This is a genomic window from Thalassospiraceae bacterium LMO-JJ14, from assembly GCA_021555105.2.
Lineage (GTDB): Bacteria > Pseudomonadota > Alphaproteobacteria > Rhodospirillales > Casp-alpha2 > UBA4479.
This window is the reverse complement of record CP134604.1, coordinates 1,799,847-1,825,893: the sequence shown is the minus strand read 5'-3', so window position 1 is coordinate 1,825,893 and position 26,047 is coordinate 1,799,847. Positions and strand designations below refer to the sequence as shown.

Genomic DNA, 26,047 nt, shown 5'->3' with positions numbered 1-26,047 from the left:
GGCCGCGGTCAGCCGCCCGCCACAGGCGGCCAGATCGCCAGATGATCGCCGGCTTCGAGGGCTTTGCTGGAGCGCTCGTCCGGGCTGATATAAACGCCGTTGATCAGCACCATGTGGCACATCTTTTCGGGTAGCCCAAGACGCATGATCACCTGTGTCGGCGTGGTCCCGTCCTTCACGTTCAGATCCGCCTCATTCTTGACGGCATCGTCGGGCAGGTATTCGCCCAACGAGGCATAAAGCTTGATGCGTATGTTCATGCGCCTTTACGGGCCCCGGTTAATGCGAACACGCCACGTAGGCGTCGGCAATCAGGTGCGGATCGGCCATAAGCTTGTCCTTCCACGGTCCCAGCGGCACTTCGGTCTGGATCAGACCGCGCAGCACGCCGATGTGATCGGTCCGCCCCAGCGACAGCGCGCCGATGATTTTGTCACCGTCGAATTCAAGACGCATATAGCGGAAATTTTCCGGATCGACGGATTCCGCATGATCGCCGCCCTTGATCCCGTCCCATTTACCGAAGCTGGCCGAAATCAGGCCGACGGTATCGAGAACGTTCATGTTCAGGCTGCCTTTGAAGGCGGCCTTCTTGCCGGCTATGTTCAGCCCGGCAATGCGCCCGTGATCGACCGCCGTCGGCTGCACTGCATGCACGGCCCAACCGCCGGTCGAAAAATCCGGTCCCTGTGCGCAATCGCCGACGGCGTATATATCGTCAACGCTGGTGCGCATGTATTCGTCGACCAGGATGCCCTGATCGGTTTTCATGCCGGAACCTTCAACGAAGCCGATATTCGATTTGACCCCGGTGGCGACCACAACCAGATGCGCCGGAATGCTTTTGCCGTTATCGAGATCGACTTTCAGCGTGTCGGTCTTGTCGTCGTTGGCTTCGAGCTTGGTGACTTTCGTCGAGGTGTGAACATGCACCCCTTTATGCTCGCACCAGGCCTTGACCATGTTGCCCGCCGCTTCGTTCATCATGCGCGGCACCATGCGGTCCAGGGCTTCGACGACCGTCAGGTTGACGCCCCGCTCGGCCAGGGCCTCCATGATGATGCAGCCGATAAAGCCGGCGCCCATGAGGACGACATCCGCACCCTTGTCGGCATACTTGATGATGTTGCGGCAGTCTTCGAGCGTCCAGCAATGGTGCACGGCCGGCAGATCAAGCCCTTCGATCGGCGGCTTCACCGGACTCGCCCCGGTGGCGATCAAAAGTTTCGAATAGGCCTGCTCGCTGCCGTCTTCGAGTTTTACGGTCTTTTTCGCCGGGTCGATGGCAACGGCAACCCCCTGGCGATACTGGATCGCGAGGGTATCGTAATGCCCCTCGTCCTTGCGCAGGTATGTCCCCTCTTCCTTGATCAGCCCGGTCAGGACATAAGGAATGGCCATGCGCGAATACGGCGGCTCGGGTTCGGAGCCGATCATCACCACGTCCGTGCCGGGGTCGGCCTTGCGCAGCGTATCGGCGGCAGTGACGCCGGCGGGACCGGCGCCAATAATCACGTAAGTCATATTCTTTCCTCCGAAAGACGGCTGGGGGGAAGCGCCGGAACGCCCGGGCGTCCCCCCATCACCATCAAAGTCCGAGACGGCTCAGCGTCTCGTTTGTCGGAATGCCGTCGGTGGTCCACCCGCGGAGTTGATAGTACTCCGGCAGCATCTTATCGAGCTGATTGGTGAGCCCCTTGGCGGGTCCGGTTTTCGCCGCGTCCTTGAGCAGGCGGTCGGGCAGCTTGTCATCGGCGGCAGTGAACCCGGCGGCGTTATTGAAGTTCCGCTCCAGGTTCCAGATACGCTCGCCGACTTCCAGAAGCTTGTCGACGGACCAGTCCCCCTCGCATGCCGCATCGATCTGAGGCGCAACGTCCTCGAGCGACCAGGCGAACGACGTGAAGACGCAGATACCCGCACTGTCGAAGACAGCCGTTGCATCCTGGAACGCCTTGACGAGACCGGCCTTGCCTTCAGAGACCAGCGGATCGGTTTTCTCGGGGATACCGAGAACTTCCGACGCCACGGTGTAGGACCGCAGATGGCACGCACCCCGGTTCGATGTCGCATAGGTCAGCCCCATGCCCTGAATGCCCCGGGAATCGTAGGCCGGGAACTCCTGGCCCTTGACCGACATCGAAAGTTCCGGATGACCGTATTTTTCGCACAGCAACTTGGACCCAAGGCCGATTTCCGCGCCGAAGCCCTCGCCCTTGCCGGTCAGCTCGGCAATATCCGTCAGCGCTTTAGCGCTGCCGAATTTAAGCTCGATCCCGCCGGTTTCCTTATCGGTGATGACCCCCGTTTCATAGAGTTCCATCGCCGCGCCGACCGTGGCGCCGAACGAAATCGGATCATAGCCCTGCTCGTTGCAGATGAAGTTGGCGAACGTCAGTGCATCAAGATCGTCGACACCCGTCGCCGCGCCCAACGCCCAGGCGGCTTCGTATTCAAGGCCGCCCGAAGCGATCTGGTACTGCGGACGTTCCGCGACCGTATAGTGGGTCCGGTCGATGGTCGAAATGCGCCCGCAGGCAATCGTGCAGCCGAAGCAGGCCGCATTGCGGACCAGGTTCGGCTTACCGTCGGACTCGCGTGGTTCCGCCATCGCTTCCGCCGAGATCGCATGCGCGCCCTCGAACTGGATGTCGCGGTGGTTGCGGGTCGGCAAGGCCCCGGTTTCGTTGATCACGTTCATCAGCACCTGGGTGCCGAAAGCTGGCAGCCCCTCACCGGTGACGGCATTGCCGGCCAGAACCGCCTTGCCGGCGGCAGCCGCCTCGAAGAAGCGTTTCGGATCCTTGACGCCGACGCCCTTGGTGCCGCGGATCGCCACGGCCTTGAGGTTCTTCGAGCCCATCACCGTACCGACCCCGGAACGTCCGGCGGCGCGGTGATAATCGTTGACGACACAGGCGTACTTGACGCCCTTTTCACCGGACACACCGATCGAAGCAACGCGGATCTGCGGATCCTGATGCTTTTGCTTGATCGCATCCTCGGTATCCCAGACGCTGGTCCCCCACATGTCGGAGGCATCAATCAACTTGGCGTCGTCGTTATCGATGAACAGGTAAACCGGGTTTTTCGATTTGCCTTCGAAGATGATCATGTCGTAGCCGGCGTTCTTCATTTCGTTACCGAAGAACCCGCCCGAATTCGAGCATGCAATAGCGCCCGTCAGCGCACCCTTGGTGATCACCGAGTAACGGCCCGCCGTCGACGCCGAGGTGCCGGTTAGCGGCCCCGTCGCCATGATCAGCTTGTTTTTCGCATCCAGCGGATCAACTTTCGGGTCGACCTCTTCAACGAAGTACTTTGTCGCCAACCCACGCTGGCCCAGGTAGTTGTTCGCCCAATCCATGTTGAGCGGCTCGCTGTTGCAGGTTCCATCCGTCAGATTAACGCGGAGGATTTTTCTTGCCCATGCCATGATGTTTCCCTCCCTTTTTAAGCCGTCGCCTGACCGGCGTCGGTTTTTTCAGCCCAGGCGCGCATCTTGTCGAGCCCGGTCCAGTTTGCGTCAACATACGTGATGGCGTCGGTCGGACACGCCTTGGCGCATTCCGGCTCGCCCTCGCAGAGGTCGCATTTGATGACTTTGCCTGTGTCGGCGTTGTAATTCACGGTGCCGAACGGGCAGGCAATGGTGCAGACCTTGCAGCCGACACAGAGCGTATCGCTGACAATTTTGGCACCCGTCGCCTTGTCGAGACTGATCGCATCGACAGGACAGGCGTGCATGCACCAGGCTTCATCACACTGCGTGCAGGTGTACGGCACGAAGCGACCCTTTTCATGGAAGGAAAAAACTTTAATGCGGGATTTCGCCGGATTGAACGCATTCTCGTTGTCGTACGAACATGCCAGTTCGCATTGCAGACATCCGGTGCATTTATCCGGATCTATATTTAGTGATTTTTGCATATTATCTTCTCCCTTGAAGTGGCTTTATCACCAGTCATCGAGCGTTTTACGCTCGTTATGGACACTCTAACATCTTGCGGCGCGCTTTCGAGAGACATTTTTTGATTTAAGTGTGCGGAAAATCCGCTTATCCAGAGCGGGTTTGACGGCCGGAAGGATTACATAGACATTTTATCCGGATATTTTATGCAGAAAGGTGCGCCATGACGTCGCCGTTGCCATCGTTCGAGGTTTTCAAGAAGCTGCCGCATGCCATCTCGCTGCTCGGCATGTCAGGTGTCGGCAAAACCACGCTTTCGACCGGTCTTCGGCGCAGTGCCAACTGGTTTCACTATTCCGCAGATTACCGGATCGGTACGGCGTATCTGGCCGAATACATTATCGACAACATCAAATTCCGCATTATGCGCACCGACCCGTTTGTCGCCGCTCTGCTGCGCTCGGATTCGATCTATATCAACCACAACATCTCGGTCGACAACCTGGAGCCGGTATCGACGTATCTCGGCATGTTCGGCGACCCGGACCTGGGCGGCCTCGACAAGAAGACGTTTCTTGAACGCCAGCGCCAGTATCAGGACGCTGAAATCAATTCCATGTGCGATGTCGGACGGTTTCTCGAAAAAGCCTGGAAGATTTATTCCTGCAAGGACTTCATCAACGACGCCTCCGGCAGTCTGTGTGAGATCGCGGATATCGACGATCCCGAAGACCCGGTCATTGCATCGCTGCGCGACAACACGCTGATCATGTACATCCGCGCCAATGCCGCCGGCGAGGAAACCCTGAAACGCCGGGCAAAAAGCGACCCGAAGCCGCTGTTTTATCATCCGGCGTTTATCGACAGGCACTTGTCCGGCGCACCCGACGACGGCAAGGGTGTCGACCGCGAGGATTTCGCGCGCCGGCTGTTCCCTCTGCTTTTGGATGACCGCAAGCCAAGATACGAGGCGTTTGCCGAGAAGTACGGTTTTTCCATCGATGTCGACCGTCTTTTTCCGGGTAACGGCGAAAACGGCATGACACTGGACAGCGATGCCTTCATCCGGCTTCTGTACGACCTGATAGAGCAGCAGTCGGCAGGCAGCGAGGTTGCACGAGCGAATGCCAGTCGCTATCTGAAGGTATGCCGGGAACGGGCCCGCAATCGCGGTCTGAGCGTCTGAGGAAACACGAGAGATGCCGATAAAAATTCCATCCAAACTGCCGGCGCGTAAAGTGCTAGAGGCCGAAGGCGTCCCGATAATCAAGGACGAGGACGCGATCCGCCAGGATATCCGTCCGCTCAAGGTCGCGATCCTCAATCTGATGCCGGAAAAAATAAAAACCGAGACGCAGCTTGCACGGGTTTTGGGGGCGACTCCGTTGCAGGTCGAAGTGACGCTGTTGGCGCTGACCAGTCACAAGCCGAAAACCACGCCGGAGCAACATCTGCTCGATTTCTATCATCCCTGGACGGAGGTCAAGGATCAGAAATTCGACGGCCTGATCGTGACCGGTGCACCGATTGAGAAGTTGCCGTTCGAGGATGTCCGCTATTGGCCGGAGCTGTGCGAGATTTTCGATTGGTCGCTCGGCAACGTCCACGGCTGCTTCAATTTATGCTGGGGCGCGCAGGCGGCGCTCTATCATCTTTACGGCATTCCGAAATACCAGTTGCCGCACAAGGCTTTCGGCGTGTTCTGGCACAGCGTCCTTGATTCAACATCACCGCTGATGCGCGGACTTAACGACGCGATCCCGATCCCCGTGTCGCGCCACACGGAGAACCATCGCGACGATATCGAAAAACATGCACATCTGCAGATCCTGGCGGAGTCCGATGACGTCGGCATGGCGCTCGTGCTGGACCCGGTACTCAATCACGTGCACATGTTCAATCACCTGGAATACGACTCGACCACGTTGGGCGACGAGTATTCCCGCGATGTCGCCAAGGGACAGGCCATCCAGTTCCCGCGCAACTATTATCCCGGGGACGATCCGGAAAAAGCGCCGGTCAACACATGGCGCGCGAACGCACATATCCTGTTCGGCAACTGGATCAACACGCTCTATCAGTCGACGCCGTATGACATGTCGAAAATTGGCGACGACCGCCCCGCCGTGCCGAAGGCCGACGACGCGGCCTGAAGCCGCCCGATTCGACTCAAAAATCAAATAGGCGTAGGATTCGGTTCTGCATGACGTCGGTCATCGACGTCTGCATGGAAAAACAGGAGAAGATCGCATGGAGGCTCCACCGGACCATAGTCCTTGGCCCCGGCGACGCCCGGGGTCACGTTCCGCCTGAGTTTAAACGTCTTCCGGCCGGGACGGCGCGGATCGTAAATCGACTTGAAAAACCGAATAAACGTTAAATGCGCTCACCTGCGTTATGGCAGGGAGCAGATACAGAGCCGCGCTTGGCGCGGACCACGGTGAAAAACCGCACGAGCCCCGGACCAGTGACCTGGCCGGGGCTCATTTATCGGCTTGCGCGTTTTTTCCGCTCAGAAGCTCATTGGAATCGCATGCACGACATGCTCAAGCGCCTTGACCCGCGTCACGACGTCCGCCGGCGGCTGACCGTCGATCTCGATCAGGGCAATCGCGTCGCCGCCCTGATCGGCGCGGCCCAGGTTGAAGGTCGCGATGTTCACCCCGGCCTCGCCCAGCACACTTCCAAGTGCCCCGATCAGCCCCGGTTTGTCGTGGTTGGCCAGATACAGCATGTTCGGGCCGAGCTTGGCATCGATGTGAATGCCCTTGATCTCAACAAGCCGCGGTTCGTGATTGAACAACGTCCCCTTGACGGAGCGTTCCTGGTTTTCGGTCGTCACGTTGACGGTGATCAGGGTGTGATAGTTCCCCGCCGTTTCCGACCTCGCCTCGAGAATCTTTATGTTGCGATCCTCGGCTATGACCGGCGCGTTGACCATGTTGACGCCTTCCAATAGCGGACCGAGCAATCCTTTGAGCACGATTGCCGTCAGCGGCTTGGTGTTGAGCGTTGAAACATCGCCTTCATAACAAATCTCGATCCCCTTGATGGCGCTTTGCGTCGCCTGCCCGGCAAACCCGCCCAGCTGCTCGGCCAGCACCATGTAAGGTTTGAGTTTCGGTGCCTCCTCAGCGGTCACCGACGCCATGTTGAGTGCGTTGGTGACGGCGCCCGACAGCAGATAATCCGCCATCTGTTCGGCGACCTGAACGGCAACCTTTTCCTGCGCTTCCGATGTCGATGCGCCCAGATGCGGCGTGCAGACCACCTGCTCCATGCCGAACAGAGCGTTCTCCTTGGCCGGTTCCTCGGCATAAACGTCGAGCGCGGCCCCCGCAACGTGACCGCTCTCGAGCGCGGCCTTCAGGGCAACCTCGTCGACGAGACCGCCGCGCGCGCAGTTGACGATCCGCACACCTGCCTTAGTCTTGTTCAGCGCAGTCGCATCGATGATGTTGCGCGTCTGGTCGGTCAGCGGCGTGTGCAGGCTGATGAAATCCGCACGCGGCAGCAATTCGTCCAGCTCAACTTTTTCCACGCCGAGATTTTCGGCGCGTTCCTCGGACAGGAACGGGTCGAAGGCGATGACCTTCATCTTCAGGCCCTGCGCGCGGTCGGCGACGATGGCGCCGATGTTGCCGCAGCCGATGATGCCGAGCGTCTTGCCCATTAGCTCGACGCCCATGAAGCGGGATTTCTCCCACTTGCCGGCATGGGTCGAGGCATTCGCCGCCGGGATTTGCCGGGCCAGCGACAACATCATCGTGATGGCGTGTTCGGCTGTCGTAATCGCGTTGCCAAACGGCGTGTTCATGACGACGATCCCGGCCCCCGTCGCGGCCTTGACGTCGACATTGTCGACACCGATGCCGGCGCGGCCGATGACTTTCAACTTGCCGGGATTGGCCAGCGTCTTCGGCGTGATCTTGGTCGCCGAGCGAATGGCGATGCCGTCGTATTCGCCGATCTTTTCGGCAAGCTGATCCTTGTCGAGATCGGTGATCACATCAACCTCGACGCCGCGGTTCGCAAAGACCTCGGCAGCCAGTGGCGACATTTTGTCGGAAATCAGAACCTTTGGCATGGCTCAGGCCTCCTGCAGGTTTGATTTGACGGTGTGATACGCCCAGTCGAGCCATGGCCCGAGTTCGGCGATGTCCGTCGCCTCAACCGTGGCGCCGCACCAGATACGAAGCCCCGGGGGGGCATCGCGGTGCGAACCGATATCGAAGGCCGCGCCTTCCGCCTCCAGAAGGCTCGTCAGCTTCTTGATGAGGTCACGCTGCCCGTCCTCGTCCATCGCCTGGAACCACGGATCGGTGACGACCAGCACGACAGAGGTATCGGAACGCGATGCCGGATCCTTGCAGATGAAATCGATCCAGTCCGCCTGCTCGACCCAGGCACTCAGCGCCTTGAAGCTGGCCTCGACCCGGCCCAGCAGTGTCGGCAGACCGCCGATACTCTCGGCCCACTTGAGGCCGTCCAGCGCGTCCTCGACGCACAGCATCGACGGCGTGTTGATGGTCAGGCCGGCGAACACGTCCTCGTTCAGCTTGTCGCCTTTCTTGAGGCGGAACACCTTCGGCATCGGCCACGGCGGGTTGTAGCTTTCGATACGTTCGACGGCGCGGGGGCTCAACACCAGCATGCCGTGCGCGGCCTCGCCGCCCATCGCCTTCTGCCACGACCATGTGCAGATATCGACCTTGTCCCAGGGGATATCCATGGCGAACACGGCCGATGTACCATCGACGATGCTCAGACCTTCGCGCTCAGCCGGAATCCACTCGCCGTTCGGCACCTTGACGCCGCCGGTCGTGCCGTTCCACGTAAAGACCACATCGCGCGTGAAGTCGGCCTGGCTGAGATCGGGGATATCGCCATAAGCGGCATCCGACAGTTTGACGTCGTCCAGCTTCAGGTGCTTGGTGATGTCGGCGGCCCACTGCTTGCCGAAGCTTTCCCACGACAGCACCTCGACGCCGCGCGCGCCCAGCACGGACCACAGCGCCATTTCGATGGCCCCGGTGTCAGAACCCGGCACGATGCCGATGCGGTAATCGTCGGGAATGCCGAGGATGGCGCGGGTCCGCTCAATCACTTCGTGCAACAGCTTCTTGCCGGTGGCGTGACGGTGCGAGCGTCCAAGAAACGCATCCGCCAGCACGTCGGGGCGCCAGCCGGGGCGTTTGGAACAGGGACCTGATGAAAAATTGGGGTTCGCCGGACGGACGTCCGGCTTCTGTAGCGTATTCATGATGTGCTTTCCTCTCAGAAAGAAATGAGCCTCGTTGGGGAGGCCTGGCCCACGGCGAAAGTAGCGCCGGACCCGGATAAATCAAGCGGGATTTTGATTCCACGCTGAGCGCAATCGTATTGTGTTTTGGGGGCAGAGCATTCTAGGCTTCGTCCATGCGCAGCTTCTTCGACGACTTCACGCTTGAAACGGTCCAGGTGACGGACGGGCCGATCCGCTTGCGCCGCGCCGGTTCCGGGCCGCCGCTTTTATTGCTGCACGGCAACCCGCAGACCCATGCCATGTGGCACTTTGTGGCACCAAAGCTGGCGGAAAAGTTCACCGTCATCTGCCCCGATCTCAGGGGTTACGGAAAATCGTTCAAGCCGGCGCCGAGCGACGATCACGCCGCCTATGCAAAGAAACAGATGGCCCGCGACTTCGCCGAGTTGATGACGCACTTCGGTCACGAGACGTTCCTGGTCGCCAGCCACGACCGCGGCGCCCGGGTCGCGCACCGGCTCGCCATCGATTATCCTGAGCGCGTTGAAAAGCTGGCCGTGCTCGACATCGTCCCGACCATTGAGCACTTCGAGCGCACCGACATGCGCTTCGCCATGGGCTACTATCACTGGTTCTGGTTCGCGCAGCGTCATCCCCTGCCGGAGAACGTGATCAACGCCGCCCCCGAGGTCTGGTTTCGTGCCCACACGTCGCGCGAGCCGAAGGATGACGGGTTCTTTCATCCCGACGCGCTGGCCGATTACCTGGACTGCGCGCGCGACCCGGCGATGATCGCCGGCATGTGCGAGGATTACCGCGCCGCCGCCGGTATCGACATGTTTGATGACCGCGAAAGCCGGGAAAACGGCGACAAAGTCCGCTGCCCGATGCTGGTGCTATGGGGGGCGAAGGGAAAAATCGGTGCGTGGTATGAACCGCTGCAGATCTGGCGGCAGTATTGCGACGCCCCCGTCACCGGCGCGGCCGTAAACAGTGGCCACTATCTGGCCGAGGAAGCCCCCGAGGAAGTGCTGGGCCATTTCATGACGTTCTTCGGCGACGGGTCGCCGTGAGCTTGGCCGCCTAAAGCCCCCAGAAGAACTTGGCGACCAACGTGAAGGCGATCCACATGAGGATGATCAGCGGCAACCCGGCGCGGGCGAAATCCTGAAACTTGTAATGCCCCGGCCCCATGACCAGCAGATTGGTCTGATAGCCCATCGGCGAGGCGAACGAACAGTTCGCGGCGAACACCATGGCGATGGCGAACAGCATGGGCTCCGCGCCGACCTCGTAGGCAAGGTCGATGGCAATCGGCGTAAACAGCACCGCAACCGCATTGTTTGAGATCACGTTGGTCATCAAGGCCGCGATCAGGAACAGCAACGACAGAATGACGATCGCGCCCTGTCCGGCGAAGACGGAAACCATACCATGCGCCAGAAAGGCGGCGCCGCCGGTTTCCCTGAGCGCGATACTCATCGCCAGCGCGGCGGCAATCGCGGTGGCGATTTTCGGATCGATGGCGCGGAATGCCTGGCGCAGATTGAGGACACCGGTCGCGACCATGGCAATGGCCCCGGCAAAGGCGGCGACGACGATCGGCATCAATCCGGTCGCGGCGCAGAAAACGGCGCCTAGAAAGATCAGGCTGGCGCGCTTGACGTGATCCAGGCTCGGCAGGTCTTCACGCGACGATTCGATCAGGATCGCATCGCGCCCGCCCCTGAGTTGGCGAATGTGATCGCGCTGTCCCTGCACCAGAAGCACGTCGCCGGGTTCGAGCCGGATCTCGGTGATCCGGGCGCGGATCATGCGGGCGCGACGCTGGATGCCGAGCACGATGCAACCGGTCTTGTAGCGGAACCCGGCAAGCCTGAGCGTCTGCCCGACAAACCGCGATGCCGGTGCAATCATCACTTCGGCGAGGACCTGATCGGCCTGACGCCATGGCGCATCATCGTTATCGTCGTCCAGCGCCTTGCCGTCTCTGAGGTCGGGATGGAAAAGCTCGCCGTGTTCGGCAATCGCTTCCTTGAGCACCGGCCGAGTCGCCGCGACGACAATCACATCGCCTTCGACAACGCTAAGATCCTCGAACGGCGGCAAAATCGCACGCTCGCCGCGTTGGATCATACGCACGGTCATGTTCGGCAGCGCCTTGAAGTAACCGCCCGGCGCGCTTTCGCCGATCAGCTCCGAGTTCGGCGGCGTTTCGATCTGCACGATGAACTGCTTGCCCGCGCCCTCGGTCGTGACCCTGTCCGCCATCCCGGCACGGTCCGGCAGAATACGCGGCACCACGAACACCGCATAGCCTAGCCCGGCCAGCGCCAGAATCACCCCCGGCACCGTGAAGTCGAAAAAGCCCAGCGGTCGTTCGCCGATTTCAATCAGCGCCGTATTGACCAGAAGGTTGGTCGAGGAACCGATCAGCGTCGTCATGCCGCCCAATATGGCGGCGAAGCTGAGCGGAATCATGACGCGGCTAGGCGAGATGTGATAGCGCTGCGCCAGCGCCTGCATCAGCGGAATGAAGATCACCACCACGGGGGTGTTGTTGAGAAAGCCGCTGATCGCACCGACGATGAACAGGACGACGAAAATCGCCGCCGTTGCCGGAATTCGCGCACGCATGTGATCGAGCAGCCATTGCGCGGCGCGGTCAAGAATGCCGGTGCGGATCAGTCCCTGCCCCATGACCAGAAGCGACAGCACGGCAATCAGGGCGGTGTTGGCGAACCCTTCGAGGATGCGCGACGGCGACAAGCCGGCGTTACCGCCTTCATCCGGCGCGGTCTGGAAGAACTGGAAAAACAGCAGCACCGCACAGATGGTGCCGAGCGACGTCAGCTCCATCGGCCATTTCTCGGCAACATAGGCGGCGAGCGCGATCAGAATAATCGCAAACGTCACCCACATCTGCATATCGGCGCTTATGGTGAAAACCATCTGCTCTCACAATCCATGAAGGAACACGGGGCATCAAATGGCTGAGAAAACGCATACGGAGACTCAGCCCCGGCAGGTTCCACGACGCCCTGCGGTACTGCAAATATTTTTGCGTTCCAGTGGAAATTTTCCTGCACGCCCAGATTATGCCGGAAAACCCGACGCCCCCCAAGAGGCAATGAAACGCCTGGAAATCCGCCATTTATCGGGGCCTGCATACCGACCCGGAGGACGGGAAAAATTTTTAGAAAAAATTATCCCGAGTGACCCCCGTCACTGTTGATGACAGGGGGACAGGGTATGTTGAGAATGCTTCTAGTCTCTCCCCGAGACTTCTCTCCCTGTCTAACTCGCCGGGTCCTTCGGGACCCGGCTTTTTCTTTGCGGAAAAGGATCAGGCGCGCCGGTCGTCGAGAATCATGTCAGACGCCTTTTCGGCGATCATGATCGTCGGCGCGTTGGTGTTGCCCGATACGATCGTCGGCATGACCGAGGCGTCGACGACGCGCAGCCCCTTGACGCCGTTAACCCGAAGCCGGGGGTCGACCACGGCATGGTCGTCGACACCCATGCGGCAGGTGCTGGTCGGATGATAGATGGTCTGCGCAATCTGGCGTGCGCTTTCGAGGATATCCTCGTCCTTGAGCACATCCGGCCCCGGCAGGCGTTCGCGGACGATGTAGTCCTTCAGGGGTGCGGTGTTGAAAATACGCCTGGACGTCTTGATCGAGTCGATGACCGTTTCCTGGTCCTTCACCGCCGACAGGTAATTCGGCTTGATCGACGGATAGGCGTCGGGGTCGGGTGAGGTGATCGAAATCGTGCCGCGGCTTTCCGGGCGCAACTGACAGATCGACGACGTGACGCCGGAAAACGGATGCATCTTGATGCCCGGCTTGTCGGCACTCAGAGGCTGGAAATGGAACTGGATATCGGGCGTTTCCATGTCCGGACGGGTCTTGGCGAAAATGCAGACCTGACTGGCACCCATGCTCATCGGTCCGGTCCGCTTGAGGATGTACTCAATCCCCATCATGGTACGGCGGATCGGGTTATTGATCTCGTCATTCAGGGTCGGCACGTTGACTTCATAGATCATCCGGATCTGCAGGTGGTCCTGCAGGTTCTCGCCGACATCGCGGAGCTCATGGCGGACCGTGACACCCAGATTGTTCAACAGCTTGCCCGGGCCGATCCCCGATACCTGCAATATCTGCGGCGAACCGATGGCGCCGGCCGACAGGATCACTTCACCGCCGGGACGCAGGTACGCCTCGTGCCGGGTGCCGTTTTTCCTGTAGGCAAAGCCACTGATCTGCTTCGGGTCGTCATCGGCAAAGATGATTTCGATGGCCGTGGCATGCGTGGTGATCTGCAGATTATCGCGGTGTTCGATGGGGCGCAGATAGCCGACCGCCGTCGACCAGCGCCGGCCGTGGTGCGCCGTCATCTGGAAGTATCCGGCCCCTTCCTGCGTCGCACCGTTGAAATCATTGCTGCGCGGGATGCCGTTCGCTTCGGCGGCGGCAATCAGTGCTTCGCAGACATCGCGCTTGGCGCGCATGTCGGAAACCTTGAGCGGCCCGTCGGCGCCATGATAGTCGTCGCCGCCGCGTTCCTGAGCTTCGGCGCGTTTGAAATACGGCAGAATGTCGGTATGCGACCAGCCGGGGTTTCCAAGTTGGCGCCAGTGATCGTAGTCCTCGGCCTGACCGCGGATATACAAAAGCCCGTTGATGGAACTGGAGCCGCCGAGCACCTTGCCGCGCGGCCAGTCAAGACGCCGGCCGCCAAGCCCCGGCTCGGGATCGGTCTTGTAACACCAGTCGGTTTTCGGATTGTGCAGGGTTTTGAAATAGCCGACGGGGACATGAATCCACGGATTACTGTCGCGACCACCGGCTTCCAGAAGCAGGACCCGGAGTGAACGGTCAGCGCTTAGCCGATTCGCCAGAACGCAGCCTGCGGAACCGGCGCCGACAATGATATAGTCGTAAAAATCATCTTCATTTTGCATGCCCGAGACTAACCATCTTGCAAAAATGTTGCAACAATGAAACTCTACGTTCCATAAATGAGAATTTGTACAACTTTTCTATTTTTAAGGAGCTTACATTGAAGGACGAGTCTAACGCGGGATCGCGCTCGATCCGGGTTCTTGAACTTCTGGAAGTCATCTGCGCCATGGACCGGCCCGCCAGCGCCATCGATATCGAAATGGCGTCGGGACTGCCGAAAGCGACCGTGCACCGGTTGTGCAATCTCCTGCTCGAGGAAGGCTACCTCCGCCGCGACATCAATGGCCGCGGATACGAGGCCGGGGAACGTTTTTCAAAGCTTGCCATTCAACTGTTATCAAACCAGAGCGGCCGTGGCGAGCGCCATGCCATTCTTGAATCCGTAACCCGCGACATCGGCGAGACCTGCAACATCGCCCTGCCGCTCTCGACGTCGATGCAGTATCTGGATCGCGTCGAGTCGGAATGGCCGCTCAGGATTCAGTTGCCGACCGGCTCAAACGTTCCGCTTCATTGCACGGCCAGCGGCAAACTGTACCTTTCCAGCCTTGCGAAATCGCGCCGCCAGAGGCTGATTGAGAAACTGCCTCTCGACAAGAAATCCAGCAACTCGATTACCGATGCCGATGAACTGTTGAAGGCCACGGACCAGATCGCCAAGACCAAGATCGGCACGGATAACGAGGAATTCATCCCCGGCATGGTCGCGGTCGCCGTTCCGGTGACGGACAAGAAAGGCAAGCTTCTGGCTACCCTTGCAACACACGGCCCTGTCGTGCGGATGACCTTCGATCAGGCCATGGGCCACGTGCCCAGATTGCAGCGCGCCGCAGCCGAACTCTCGGCCTCGTTCGAATAACATGCAGACGGATAACATGCCTGCACCCACGGATATCCTGAACGCCTTGCGGGCCGGTGGCCTGCTGACATCGGATAACGATCCGCCCTGCACCGCGCTGACCGGCGGCGTCAGTTCCGATATCTGGCGCATCGACCTGCCGTCGGGCCCGATATGCGTCAAGCGCGCGCTCGCCAAGCTCAAGGTGGCCGACGACTGGCAGGCACCGGTTTCGCGCAATGCCTATGAAGTCGCCTGGATGAAAACCGTGCATGACATCGTCCCCGAAGCCGTCCCCGAGGTTCTGTATCACGACCCGGGCGCCGGTCTTTTCGCCATGTCCTTTCTGCCGCCGGAGACGGCGCCGCTGTGGAAAGCGCAACTCCGCGACGGCATTGCCGAACCGGCAAGCGCCACCGCCGTCGGCAGTACGCTCGGTTGCATTCACGCCTGCACGTCGGACCACCCGGAAATATCCGCCCGCTTCGATACCGACGATATTTTCCATGCGATCCGGCTGGAGCCGTACCTGCTGGCGACCGCCGCGCGCTGCCCCGACGTCGCCCCACGCCTGAACGAACTGGCCGAGATCACGGCTTCGCATAAAGTCGCCCTGGTACACGGCGATGTCAGCCCCAAGAACATCCTGATCGGCCCAAAAGGCCCGGTATTTCTCGATGCCGAGTGCGCCTGGTACGGCGACCCGGCGTTCGATCTCGCATTCTGCCTCAACCATCTGTTGTTGAAATGCCTTTGGACACCTGGCGCGCGACCGGGGTTCGGGGCATGTTTCGAGGCGCTTTGTGCCGCTTACGAGGATGCGACGGCGGCCATGGCCGACCGCCACATCATGCAGCGCACCGCGCATTTGCTGCCCGGTCTGTTCCTGGCCCGGGTCGACGGCAAGTCCCCGGTCGAATACATCACCGACGATGCCCAAAGAAATCATGTCCGTACCGTCGCGCGCCAGTTTTTGACAAATCCCGCCGATCATCCGATAGACATCAATAACGCATGGCATGCGTATCTGACCAAGAACTAGAACGTCCGTTCGGACGGGGGGAACCGGCACATGGCCAAACACAACATCAAGAACCTTCACGCCCGCCGGGTATGGGATTCCCGCGGCCGTCCGACGGTCGAGGTCGAAGTCGAACTCGAGAGCGGTACAAAGGGCATCGCCATCGCCCCGGCCGGTGCTTCACGCGGCCGCTTCGAAGCCGTCGATCTGCGCGACGGCGGCAAATCCTTTGGCGGCTGGGACGTCACCAACGCCGTAAAGGCCGTCGATGTGGAAATCGCCGAGGTCCTGAAAGGTCAGGACGTCCGCGAGCAGGCGCGGCTCGACAAGTTCATGATCGAGCTGGACGGCACGCCCAACAAGAAACGTCTGGGCGGTAACGCCACGGTCGCCGCCAGCATGGCCATCGCGCACGCCGCGGCGGCGCACGAAGGCGTGCCGTTGTGGCAGTACCTGCGCGGCGATGCCGGGGATGATAAAGGGGGCGATGTCGTGCTGCCGTTGCCGGAAATCCAGATCTTCGGCGGTGGCGCACATGCATCGAGGCGCGTCGATGTACAGGACTTCATGGTTATCGCCACCGGCGCCGCGAGCTTCCGCGAAGCGCTGGACTGGACGGCCGAGGTCTATCTCAGCGCCGGCAAGATCATGGCCGACGCCGGCAAGCTCTCAGGCGTCGCCGACGAAGGCGGATTCTGGCCGGACTTCGACACCAACGAGGAAGCACTGGAGACCCTGGTCCGCGCCATCGAGGGCGCCGGTTTCACGCCGGGTAACGAAGTTTCCATCTCGCTTGATATCGCCGCTTCGGAATTCGGTGAAAACGGCAAATACACCCTCGCCAAGGACGACAGGACGCTGAGCAGCGAGGAACTGTGCGCCATGCTCGTCGACTGGATGGAGCGTTATCCCATCGTCTCCATCGAGGACCCGCTGGGCGAGGACGACCCGGATGGGCTGATGAAGTTCACCTGGGCGGTCGGCGACAATGCGCAGGTCGTCGGCGACGACGTGTTCGTCACCAATGCCGCGCGGGTCAAGGCGGCGGCCAAGGACAGACTGTGTAACTCCTTGCTGTGCAAACCCAATCAGGCAGGCACGCTGAGCGAAGCCAAGGCGGCCTTCGATGCCGCCGCCAAGGCTGGCATGGGGCGCATCGTCTCGGCCCGCTCCGGCGAAACCGAAGACAGCACCATCGTGCATATGGCTGTCGGCTGGGGCGCGCCGCAGCTCAAGGTCGGCTCGTTCGCCCGATCGGAACGCATGGTGAAATGGAACGAAGGCATCCGCATCGCCGACACGCTGGCCGACAGGGACGGACCGCTGCCGCCCAAATCCGCGTTTCACTGGCGCTGAGTGCGCAAGCCATGAAAGCCACCGATGTCATGCTGGCGGTTTCCGTCGCCGTGATATGGGGACTGGCCTTCGTCGCCACGGAATTCGCGCTTGAAAGCTTCACCCCGGCACAGTTGACCGGCTTCCGCTTCTTACTCGCCGCGCTCCCGGTATTCTTCGTCAAAAAGCCTGACATTTCTTGGCTTTTGCTGATCGCGCTCGGGCTTTTTCTGTTCACCGGCCAGTTCATGTTCCTGTTCTTTTCCTACAAGGCCGGCATGCCGCCGGGGCTGGCCTCGGTCGCCACGCATACGCAGGCGCTGTTCACCATCCTCATTGCCGCCTTCGTATTGCGCGAAATCCCCCTGCCCCGCCAGATTTCCGCCGTCGCCATCGCTTTCATCGGTCTCGGCTTCGTGTTCGCCAGTGTCGACGGCGAGCTGACGTATCTCGGCCTGTGCCTGACGCTCTCGGGCGCGGTTAGCTGGTCGATCGGCAACACCATCCTGAAACGTCTCGGCAACGTCGACATGCTGGCGCTGATGATCTGGCTCAGCCTGGTCCCGCCGATCCCCGCTTTTCTTTTCTCGTATGCCATCGGTGACAGCTTCGACCTGATCGCGCAGTTCCAAAACGCTTCCACCGTGAGCCTGTTGTCGCTTGGATATCTGGCCATCGTGTCGACGACCGTCGCATTTGCGGTCTGGGGCCGGTTGCTGAACACCTACCCCGCCGTCATGGTGACACCGTTCGCACTTTTTGCGCCCTGCGCCGGTGTCCTTGCGTCGTATCTTATTTTTGACGAAGGTTTCGGACCGTTGCGCGGCGCCGGCATGGTCCTGATCATGATCGGCGTTGCCGGCACTGTCCTTATGGGACCACGCAAGGGACGAGCGGGAGGAAAACCGGATCATGCCCCCTAGAAAAATCACCGGATCCTGCCTGTGCGGTAACGTGGCTTTCACGTACACGGGCGAAATCGCCGACGCCGCCTATTGCCATTGCAGCGATTGCCGCAAGACCACCGGCAGCGCCTTTAACATCTCCATCGGGCTGCAGGCGGATCTGTTCACGATCAGCAAGGGAACGCCGCGCGACTACACCATGACAGCCGACAGCGGGCAGCAACTGACACGGCATTTCTGTGGCGATTGCGGCGCGCCGCTGTTCACCTCGTCGCCATCGCACCCAGAAACGGTGTATGTCAAAGCGGGGGCTCTGGATGATCCCGGCGTCGTCCGCCCGGCGTATCAGAGCTGGACCCGTTCACGGGTGTCGTGGTCGAAAATTGCCGACGATCTGCCCGGTTTCGATACGGACAGGAACGCGGGCTAACCAGGGATTATTCGTGCAGACGCCCCTGGCCGCGCAGCCGGTCGACGAAGACATCGATCAGCCGGCGCAAAACCTTGTCGTTATCGCCGAGTTTACCAAGACGGCTGGCGAGATCGCCCTGCGTGATCACCGTCAGCTTGGCCTTGCCGACAACCCGCGCCGACGCCATGCGCGGCTGATTGTCGATCAGCGACATCTCGCCAAGAATGTCGCCCTTGCCAAGCGTCGCCAGCACAATTTCTTCGTTGCCGTTCTTGCGGAAAATCTGCACCTTGCCGTCAATCACGAGATAGGCCTTATCGGCGGCATCCCCTTCTTCGAACAGAATTTCCCCATCATCGACTTCGCGCCGCTCGATCTTCTGGTTCGTCACGGTCGCATCCTCCATTGTAAAAACCACGGCCGTCCCTTCGTTGGCCGCGGGATCGTCCTTCGACTTCTCATCGCGCTTTACCAGCCGGTCCAGCGTATCCGAGAAAAGCGCGCGCCATTTTTCCGGCAGGGCATCCGATGCCAGCTTCAATTTCAGCGCTTCCATCACCGAATGCGCCTGATCGCGCGGCATGTCGGCCGGCATCAGCGATGCCAATGACGTCAATTGCTGCACCAGCCTGGCCATCACGTTGAGCACTGCCTGCTCGTTCTTCTGGCCAATCGGCGCGCCGATCAGATCCAGCAGAAACCCGAGCCGCACGGCACGGTACGGCAGCAGGGCCAGCACATGATTGATGGCATCTTCCGCCGACAGATCATCCGGATCGGCAAAGGCGATCCGTCCCCGTTCGACAATGGCGCCGGCCATTTCCGGCCCGCCGGTGACGCCAGCTTCTTCGGTCAGTTCGCGCACAAGTCCGCGAAACGCATCCTGATCTGCCTTCACCCCTTCACGCGTCAACGGGCGAATGCCGCTCATGGTCTTGGCGACACGGCCGAGCAGGATCGCCTTTGACAGCGGCATCGGACGCGCCGCCATGAAGGCATTGAAGGCCTCGATACAGGAACGGGCATTTTTTGTCTTACAGCGCCCCTGCGTCAGATGAATGATATCCCTGAGCGCCGTCATGGGATCGGCGAAGCCGCCGAACAGGTCCGTCAGCGCCGTCGAGCTATCGAGGATTTCCGCGGCGATTCCGTCGATGAATTCAACCACCAGGGCATCGGATGATTTCTCGCCGAGCTCGATCAGCAGCGACAGCTTGTCCGACCAGTCGCCCTGCTTCGACAGCGCCAGTGCCAGCCCGCCCAGCACATAGATGCGCCGCCCGCCGGCATCGCCAGGTGCCTTGTCGGCCAGCCCCTGCAAACCAAGGCTGTCGACAAAGCCGGGCCGCGTCGTGTCCTCGCCGCAGACGCGGGCGTTTTCCCTGATCTCGGCGAAGGCGGCATAAAGGACGTCGTTACGGTCCGCCGGTTTGGCGCCGGTTTTTTTCGCCTGAATGGTCCCGATCCGGCTGATCGCGGCGGGGAATAATTTGTCGTTGCGCTCCAGCATGCGAAGCGCGCCGTAATCGAACGCCAGTTCGAGCGCCGTCTGACCCCGCTGTTCCAGCAGTTCGCGCAGCAGCCGCCCCGCCGCCTTGCGTGCCGGAAACAGGTAATAGTCGGCAATAGCGTCGCAGACGGGTGCGTCCTCGATCGGCACGATCTTGACTGGCTTGTCGCCGAAATCGAGCATTTCCTCGAGGACGGTTTCTTCCTCGCCGGTGCGCTGGCTTTCGGCAACGACGCGAACGCCCTCGAAGCGTTTTTCAGCGATCAGGACTTCGGCGCGTTCAAGGGCATCGGAACGAACGTCATGGTGCGAATCGACGAGCCATCGCTCATCCTCGAAAATATACACATCGTAGGTTTTCTGCGCGAGATTCTGCCGCACTGCCTGTCCCCCTTGAGCACCCTCATCATTGCCCCGGGCGAAGCGAGAGTCCACCGCCTAAGATTGAATTATCCTGATACATCCGCTCTTGGCGCTCTCTTGCTCATCGGCACGGGATGTGCAGGAATCCCGCAGCACGGTTTTATAGGGAAATGCGATGAAGAAAATCGGTCTGATCGGCGGCTTGAGCTGGGTATCGACGCAGGCGTACTACCGCCTGCTCAACACCATGATGAACGAGACCCTGGGCGGTGTGCATTCGGCGCATCTGATCCTCGAAAGCGTCGACCGGCAGCGCTATGTCGACCACGTCATCCGCGACAAAGATGAAGCGGCGGCGTGCGAGATGATCCTGAAAGCCGCGAAATCGGTCGAAGCCGGCGGCGCCGACTTCATGGTCATCACCTGCAACGACGTGCATCGTTTCGTGCCGGAAATTCAGCCGCATCTGAGCATTCCGTTCCTGCATATCGCCGAGGCTACCGGCAAGGCCATCCAAGCCCACGGACTTTCTTCCGTCGCACTGCTCGGCGTGCGCAAGACCATGGAAGGCACATTCTATCAGGATGTGCTCAAAACCTTCGGGATCGAGACGATCGTGCCGGACGTTGCGGAACGGGATTTCGTCGATGCATCGATCATGGAGGAAATGGTCAAGGACCGCTTCCTGACGGAAACGCGGGCGAAGTACCTTGAACTGATGCACACGCTGCACAAACGCGGCGCGGCGGGCATCGTGCTCGGCTGCACGGAAATACCGCTGCTGATCGCCCCCGAAGATATCGACATTCCGGCGTTCTCGACCACCGATCTGCACTGCCGCGCCGCCGTCGACATGGCGCTTCGGGACTAAAGCCGGTGGCGGCGCCGTAACCGGATTTCGGCCTTCATCGGCATGACGAAGTTGATGCTCCCGCCTCTTACCCCGCCGCCTTGTTCCCGGGGCGGCGGCGGCCGAGGTGACGCGGGCGGCCGGATGGCTTCTTGGCATCGTCGCTTACGACTTTCCGCTTCTTCAGTTCCTCGCCGACCTCGGCGATGGCGTCGATGGCAGGCACCAGCCGCTGGCCGAGATCGCTGAGGCTGTATTCGACCGACGGCGGTGACGTCGGCATGACGTTGCGTTCCAAAACGCCCCACGATTCCAGTTCGCGCAGCCTTGTGGTCAACACCTTCGGCGAGACCAGCGGAATATCGCTGCGCAGTTCGCTGAATCGCCTTGGGCCGGCGCGCAAGTTCCAGATGATGTTAGGCGTCCACGCGCCGCCGAGGATCTGCATGCATTCCAGAAGCGGGCAGCTATACGGCACCGCGGGAGATCGATTCTTACGCATTTTCAAGGCCATGGCGCACCTTTCGGGGAAACCTGGTTACCGGATGGTAACTTGATAATGCAGTTACCAAAGGAAATCAACTTTACTTTGGTAACTCGGAATTCTACCTGTCGGGGCGACAACAACTTTGACCCACGAAGGGAGACACAACGATGAAACTTTACTACATGCCCGGCGTCTGTTCGCAGGCGGTGCACATCGCGCTGAACGAAATCGGCGCCGACTACGAACTGGCAAAGGTCGACGGCGCCAGCAAGGAAACCGAGACCGGCAGCGATTTTCGCAGCGTCAATCCGCTCGGCTACGTGCCGGCGCTCGAACTCGACGACGGCACGCTGTTGCTGGAAGCGCCGGCAATCCTGCAATACCTCGCCGATCTGAAACCGGAAACGGGCCTTGCCCCCACGGCCGGTACGATCGAGCGTGTGCGGTTGCAGGAACGGCTGAACTTCGTCGCCAGCGAACTGCACAAGTCGTTCGGCCCGTTCTTTGCCCCCATCAAGCCCGAAGGCGCACTGCGTGATCAGGCGATGACCAAACTGCGCTCGCGTTTCGACGCGCTGGAGGCACAGCTTGCCGACGGCCGCAGCTACCTGATGGGCGACGCCTTCACCGTTGCCGATGCGTATGCCTTCGTCGTTGCGTCGTGGGCGCCGATCATCGAGCTGGACCTCTCTCCCTGGCCGCATGTCACCGCCTATGTCGATCGCGTCCGAAATCGTCCGCACGTGCAGACCACCCTCGCGCGCGAAGCCGCCTGATCCCCCTACAGGCGGGCACCCGGGGCGGTCGTCTGGCCGCCACCGGGAGCGCGCGGAGAGAGACACCATGCATGATGACCTACAGGAAGACCTTCAGGCCGTGACCCGGCAGATGCAGATCTATTTCGACGGTCTGTATTTCAGCGACCCGGCGAAGCTGGCCGGCGTGCTGCACCCGGATGCCCGGTATGTGTGCGCAACCGAAGACGCGCTGACCAATCTGGGAATGGATGAATACCTGCCCATCGTCGCCGCCCGGCAGGCCCCCGCCGCGCGGGGCGAGCCACGCCGCGACAGCATCGTCGGCATTGAATTCGCCGGACCCAGGACCGCCTTCGTGCATGCCCATTGCGCCGTCGGCGAACGTTACTTCACCGACTTCCTGACGTTCGTTAAAGTGGACGGTGCATGGCAGATCATATCCAAGGTCTTTCATTTCGATCTTGAAGCACTAAATACGAACGACACACCGTGACGGAGAACAGCGACGATGGAAATCAATAGCGATTTCGCCAAGCGGGCCGTCATGCACGGCCGCGACATGGACTGGGTCCCCTCGCCCACGGCCGGTGTCGAGCGCAAGATGCTGGACCGGATCGGCGATGAAGTGGCGCGCGCGACCTCCATCGTCCGTTACGCACCCGGCAGTGCCTTCCCCGCGCACGTGCACGGCGGCGGCGAGGAATACTTCGTGCTCGACGGTGTGTTTCAGGACGAAGGCGGCGATCACCCGGCGGGTACCTACGTGCGCAATCCACCACGCTCACGCCACACCCCGGCCTCGGCACCGGGCTGCACCATCTTCGTCAAGCTGTGGCAGTTCGACCCCGATGACCGGACGCCGGTACGCATCGATACGCGGGCGGCTTCGGAAGCCAGCGCGGCGGATGATACAGCGGGCATCGACAGCCGGGCGCTGTTCCGCGACACGCGCGAAACGGTGCGGCTTTTGACCTGCCGGCCCGGCACGGCAATTTCGGTGCAGCCGGTCGGCGGCTACGAGGTGTTCGTGCTCGACGGCGACTTCATGCAGGGTGTGGAGGCGTTCCGGCCGTGGTCATGGCTGCGCCTGCCGATCGGCACGGACTTCACCGCGATGGCCGGCCCGAACGGCTGCCGCCTGTTGACCAAGGAAGGTCATTTGCGCTTTGCCGATGCGACGGCTCCCGGCGCGGCCTAGCCGATATTCAGTAGCTGCATCCCGGCGGCCTCGCCCGAGGGCATGGCGCGGGAAACATGGCAATCCCCCCCTCTCCCTGGGGAGAGGGTCGCGCGCAGCGCGGGGTAAATTCTGCTGTCGTCACCCCGGCGAAGGCCAAGGTCCAGAGCTTCGAACGGCGCCGCTGGACTCCGGCAGGAGCCTGCGCCCGCGAAAGCGGATGGTGCGGGCGGCCGGACTTGAACCGGCAAGGCCGAAGCCGAGGGATTTTAAGTCCCTTGTGTCTACCAATTTCACCACGCCCGCATCGGCAGGGAAAGTAACCGCCGCCGCCGCGCTGGGCAAGAGGCGAAGCATCGTCGCCGGCAGCGCGGCAAGGGGCGCCGGCACGCTTGCGCCCGGGTCCGGGTGCGTGCCAATGTCCAGTCATGGACGCACCCAACCCAAAGCCCCTGATCGGCGAAACCGCCCCCGGTTTCGACCGGCGGTTCCGTGACACGCTGGAAAGTCTTCTGGTGTGGCGCCGCGATGTGCGCCGTTTCAGAACCGATCCGCTGCCGGACGGCTTGATCGAACAGTTGCTGAGACTGGCGGCGCTGTCGCCAAGCGTCGGCAATGCGCAGCCATGGCGCTTCGTCACCGTCGACGATGCCGCACGCCGCCAGGACATCATCGCCAATTTCGAACGCGCCAACGCCGATGCGCTGGACGATTACGACGGCGCGCGGGCGGAACTGTATGCCGGGCTCAAGCTTGCCGGGCTGAAGGAAGCGCCGGTGCACCTGGCGGTCTATTGCGACGATGAAAGCGAAACCGGACACGGGCTCGGCCGCAAGACCATGCCGGAGATGCTCGCCTATTCCGTGGTCGGCGCCATCACCACGCTGTGGCTGGCGGCGCGCGCCAACGGTGTCGGGCTGGGCTGGGTGTCGATTCTCGACCCCGAACAGGTGCGCCGCACCCTCGACGTGCCGGAAACATGGACCCTGATCGGCTATCTGTGCCTCGGTTATCCCGTCGAAGAACATGACGACCCCGAACTGGTCCGCGCCGGATGGCAGGACCGGGTCGACATTGCGAATTTTATCGTCAAGCGCTGAACGCTAGTCCGGCGGGTCGCGCCATTCGCCGAGCCCCCAGATGCCGATGGCAATGGTCATGCCGGTAACGGTCACCCAGATATCGAAACAGAAAAGACCGATCCACATCCACGACTGGCCGGCGCGCGCGATCAGCGACGCAATGCCGCCGACATCCAGCCACAGCAACAGCGCCGCAATCGCCAGCGAAATCGCCGTGCCGAGGATTGCGCGATAAACCAGAAAACTGAAAAAAGCCCGCTGGCTACGGACCAGGTCAGGGCTTTTCGTTTTCATGTCGGCGCCTCCGTGTTTTCGGACGTCTCCGGGTCTTCGAGGACCGGCTCGCCGCCGAGGTCCTTCAGCATCTCTATCACATCGCGTACCGCCGCGTCGGCTTTGTCCGCATCCTCGGCACGGATGACGATGTTCGCGCCCGGGCGGTCGTTGCGATAGAACGGATACGAGCCGATCTCGGTATCCGGGTGACGCGCCTGCAGTTCCGAGAGCGGACCGCCGGCCCGGCCTTCGGGAACATGCGAAGAGACGGTGCGGCTGAGCATCGGCTTGCCGCCAGTCAGGCGGTGACGGATCCCGATGAACATCGCCTGCATGATGCGCGGCACACCCGGTAAAACGAACACGTTCTCGACCTGAAAACCCGGCGCCTTGGACACCGGGTTGTCGATCAGCACCGCATCGACCGGTGTGTTCGCCATGCGCAGCCTGGCTGCGGTCAGCTCGCCCGGCGGATAATGATCTTCCAGCAACTTGACCGCCTCCGGGTTCGGTCCGAAGTCGATGCCGAAGGCCTTGGCGATGCATTCCGACGTGATGTCGTCGTGGGTCGGGCCGATGCCGCCGGTGGTGAAGACGTAATCATAGCGTGCGCGGAGCGTGTTCACGGCCTCGACGATGGCGTCCGGCTCATCTGAAACGATGCGCACTTCGGTCATGCGGATGCCGAGCTTGTTCAGTTCTGCGCCCAGATGCTGCAGGTTGGCGTCGCGCGTGCGACCGGAAAGGATTTCGTTGCCGATAATCACCAGTCCGGCACTAACCGGGCCGGCTGCGCCGGGATTCGATGTCGTGGTTTCGTTGTCTGTCATGGTGGAAATGTAGGAAGCGCGCGTATGCTTTAAAAGCACAAACACACACGCGGATCGGGCGGCCCGGAGAGGGGTTCC

The 26,047-nt window shown here is 61.1% G+C and carries 25 protein-coding genes and 1 tRNA gene; 13 read left to right on the top strand and 13 right to left on the bottom strand.

What is annotated here, in order from left to right:
- Positions 1–8: 8 nt before the first annotated feature.
- From L2D14_08760 to L2D14_08745, 4 genes are all read right to left on the bottom strand, one after another.
- The gene (locus tag L2D14_08760; GenBank protein WNK01512.1) at positions 9–260 is read right to left on the bottom strand and encodes a MoaD/ThiS family protein; all 252 of its coding nucleotides are present in this window, start codon (positions 258–260) and stop codon (positions 9–11) included.
- Positions 261–279: 19 nt separating this feature from the next.
- Positions 280–1,524, bottom strand: a complete 1,245-nt coding sequence (locus L2D14_08755; protein ID WNK01511.1) for an FAD-dependent oxidoreductase — start codon at positions 1,522–1,524, stop codon at positions 280–282.
- A gap of 64 nt (positions 1,525–1,588) precedes the next feature.
- Positions 1,589–3,436 carry an aldehyde ferredoxin oxidoreductase family protein gene (locus L2D14_08750; protein ID WNK01510.1) on the bottom strand — a complete coding sequence of 616 codons (1,848 nt, stop codon included), beginning with the start codon at positions 3,434–3,436 and terminating at the stop codon, positions 1,589–1,591.
- A gap of 17 nt (positions 3,437–3,453) precedes the next feature.
- The gene (locus L2D14_08745) at positions 3,454–3,930 is read right to left on the bottom strand and encodes a 4Fe-4S dicluster domain-containing protein (GenBank protein ID WNK01509.1); all 477 of its coding nucleotides are present in this window, start codon (positions 3,928–3,930) and stop codon (positions 3,454–3,456) included.
- Positions 3,931–4,133: 203 nt separating this feature from the next.
- On the opposite strand from L2D14_08745, the gene L2D14_08740 reads away from it, so the two are divergent.
- On the top strand, positions 4,134–5,096 hold the full coding sequence (locus tag L2D14_08740) for a hypothetical protein (GenBank protein WNK01508.1): 963 nt from the start codon (positions 4,134–4,136) through the stop codon (positions 5,094–5,096).
- 13 nt (positions 5,097–5,109) lie between these two features.
- On the top strand, positions 5,110–6,063 hold the full coding sequence (gene metA / locus L2D14_08735; GenBank protein WNK01507.1) for a homoserine O-succinyltransferase: 954 nt from the start codon (positions 5,110–5,112) through the stop codon (positions 6,061–6,063).
- A gap of 359 nt (positions 6,064–6,422) precedes the next feature.
- Here the strand turns inward: metA and serA are convergent, their stop codons facing one another.
- Positions 6,423–7,997, bottom strand: a complete 1,575-nt coding sequence (gene serA, locus L2D14_08730) for a phosphoglycerate dehydrogenase (GenBank protein WNK01506.1) — start codon at positions 7,995–7,997, stop codon at positions 6,423–6,425.
- Positions 7,998–8,000: 3 nt separating this feature from the next.
- On the bottom strand, positions 8,001–9,173 hold the full coding sequence (locus L2D14_08725; GenBank protein WNK01505.1) for a phosphoserine transaminase: 1,173 nt from the start codon (positions 9,171–9,173) through the stop codon (positions 8,001–8,003).
- A 155-nt stretch (positions 9,174–9,328) separates the two neighbouring features.
- Here L2D14_08725 and L2D14_08720 point away from each other — a divergent pair, with 155 nt between their 5' ends.
- A complete protein-coding gene (locus tag L2D14_08720; protein WNK01504.1) occupies positions 9,329–10,228 on the top strand; it encodes an alpha/beta hydrolase in 900 nt (299 codons plus the stop codon).
- Positions 10,229–10,238: 10 nt separating this feature from the next.
- Here the strand turns inward: L2D14_08720 and L2D14_08715 are convergent, their stop codons facing one another.
- Both L2D14_08715 and L2D14_08710 read right to left on the bottom strand, forming a co-directional pair.
- Positions 10,239–12,107, bottom strand: a complete 1,869-nt coding sequence (locus tag L2D14_08715) for an SLC13 family permease (GenBank protein WNK01503.1) — start codon at positions 12,105–12,107, stop codon at positions 10,239–10,241.
- A gap of 394 nt (positions 12,108–12,501) precedes the next feature.
- Positions 12,502–14,124: a choline dehydrogenase gene (locus L2D14_08710; protein WNK01502.1), complete on the bottom strand. Its 1,623-nt coding sequence runs from the start codon at positions 14,122–14,124 to the stop codon at positions 12,502–12,504.
- A 98-nt stretch (positions 14,125–14,222) separates the two neighbouring features.
- Between L2D14_08710 and L2D14_08705 the strand changes: the two genes are divergently transcribed.
- From L2D14_08705 to L2D14_08685, 5 genes are read left to right on the top strand one after another with little or no spacing between them, the layout of a single operon-like run.
- On the top strand, positions 14,223–14,984 hold the full coding sequence (locus L2D14_08705; GenBank protein ID WNK01501.1) for an IclR family transcriptional regulator: 762 nt from the start codon (positions 14,223–14,225) through the stop codon (positions 14,982–14,984).
- 16 nt (positions 14,985–15,000) lie between these two features.
- Positions 15,001–16,005 (top strand): aminoglycoside phosphotransferase family protein, encoded by a 1,005-nt coding sequence (locus L2D14_08700; protein WNK01500.1) that lies wholly within the window; start codon positions 15,001–15,003, stop codon positions 16,003–16,005.
- Positions 16,006–16,035: 30 nt separating this feature from the next.
- Complete coding sequence (gene eno / locus L2D14_08695) at positions 16,036–17,340, top strand: phosphopyruvate hydratase (GenBank protein WNK01499.1); 1,305 nt, start codon at positions 16,036–16,038, stop codon at positions 17,338–17,340.
- An 11-nt stretch (positions 17,341–17,351) separates the two neighbouring features.
- Positions 17,352–18,242 (top strand): EamA family transporter, encoded by an 891-nt coding sequence (locus L2D14_08690; protein WNK01498.1) that lies wholly within the window; start codon positions 17,352–17,354, stop codon positions 18,240–18,242.
- Complete coding sequence (locus L2D14_08685; GenBank protein WNK01497.1) at positions 18,232–18,654, top strand: GFA family protein; 423 nt, start codon at positions 18,232–18,234, stop codon at positions 18,652–18,654. Before L2D14_08690 ends, L2D14_08685 begins: the two co-directional genes overlap by 11 nt.
- Positions 18,655–18,661: 7 nt before the next feature.
- Here L2D14_08685 and L2D14_08680 read toward each other — a convergent pair whose 3' ends face one another.
- A complete protein-coding gene (locus L2D14_08680) occupies positions 18,662–20,527 on the bottom strand; it encodes a cyclic nucleotide-binding domain-containing protein (GenBank protein ID WNK01496.1) in 1,866 nt (621 codons plus the stop codon).
- Positions 20,528–20,684: 157 nt separating this feature from the next.
- On the opposite strand from L2D14_08680, the gene L2D14_08675 reads away from it, so the two are divergent.
- The gene (locus tag L2D14_08675; GenBank protein WNK01495.1) at positions 20,685–21,380 is read left to right on the top strand and encodes an amino acid racemase; all 696 of its coding nucleotides are present in this window, start codon (positions 20,685–20,687) and stop codon (positions 21,378–21,380) included.
- 67 nt (positions 21,381–21,447) lie between these two features.
- Here L2D14_08675 and L2D14_08670 read toward each other — a convergent pair whose 3' ends face one another.
- Positions 21,448–21,861 carry a helix-turn-helix domain-containing protein gene (locus L2D14_08670; protein WNK01494.1) on the bottom strand — a complete coding sequence of 138 codons (414 nt, stop codon included), beginning with the start codon at positions 21,859–21,861 and terminating at the stop codon, positions 21,448–21,450.
- 152 nt (positions 21,862–22,013) lie between these two features.
- Here L2D14_08670 and gstA point away from each other — a divergent pair, with 152 nt between their 5' ends.
- The 3 genes from gstA to L2D14_08655 all read left to right on the top strand — a co-directional run bounded on the left by gstA (position 22,014) and on the right by L2D14_08655 (position 23,802).
- The gene (gene gstA / locus L2D14_08665; protein ID WNK01493.1) at positions 22,014–22,622 is read left to right on the top strand and encodes a glutathione transferase GstA; all 609 of its coding nucleotides are present in this window, start codon (positions 22,014–22,016) and stop codon (positions 22,620–22,622) included.
- 67 nt (positions 22,623–22,689) lie between these two features.
- Positions 22,690–23,097 (top strand): nuclear transport factor 2 family protein, encoded by a 408-nt coding sequence (locus L2D14_08660; protein WNK01492.1) that lies wholly within the window; start codon positions 22,690–22,692, stop codon positions 23,095–23,097.
- A 15-nt stretch (positions 23,098–23,112) separates the two neighbouring features.
- Positions 23,113–23,802, top strand: coding sequence for a cupin domain-containing protein (locus L2D14_08655; protein WNK01491.1), 690 nt, complete (start codon positions 23,113–23,115; stop codon positions 23,800–23,802).
- Between the two features lie 200 nt (positions 23,803–24,002).
- Here L2D14_08655 and L2D14_08650 read toward each other — a convergent pair.
- Positions 24,003–24,087, bottom strand: a tRNA-Leu gene (locus tag L2D14_08650).
- A gap of 122 nt (positions 24,088–24,209) precedes the next feature.
- Here L2D14_08650 and bluB point away from each other — a divergent pair.
- The gene (gene bluB, locus L2D14_08645) at positions 24,210–24,881 is read left to right on the top strand and encodes a 5,6-dimethylbenzimidazole synthase (protein ID WNK01490.1); all 672 of its coding nucleotides are present in this window, start codon (positions 24,210–24,212) and stop codon (positions 24,879–24,881) included.
- 3 nt (positions 24,882–24,884) lie between these two features.
- Here bluB and L2D14_08640 read toward each other — a convergent pair whose 3' ends face one another.
- On the bottom strand, positions 24,885–25,157 hold the full coding sequence (locus L2D14_08640) for a hypothetical protein (protein ID WNK01489.1): 273 nt from the start codon (positions 25,155–25,157) through the stop codon (positions 24,885–24,887).
- Positions 25,154–25,969 carry a molybdopterin-binding protein gene (locus tag L2D14_08635; GenBank protein WNK01488.1) on the bottom strand — a complete coding sequence of 272 codons (816 nt, stop codon included), beginning with the start codon at positions 25,967–25,969 and terminating at the stop codon, positions 25,154–25,156. Before L2D14_08635 ends, L2D14_08640 begins: the two co-directional genes overlap by 4 nt.
- Positions 25,970–26,047: the final 78 nt, after the last annotated feature.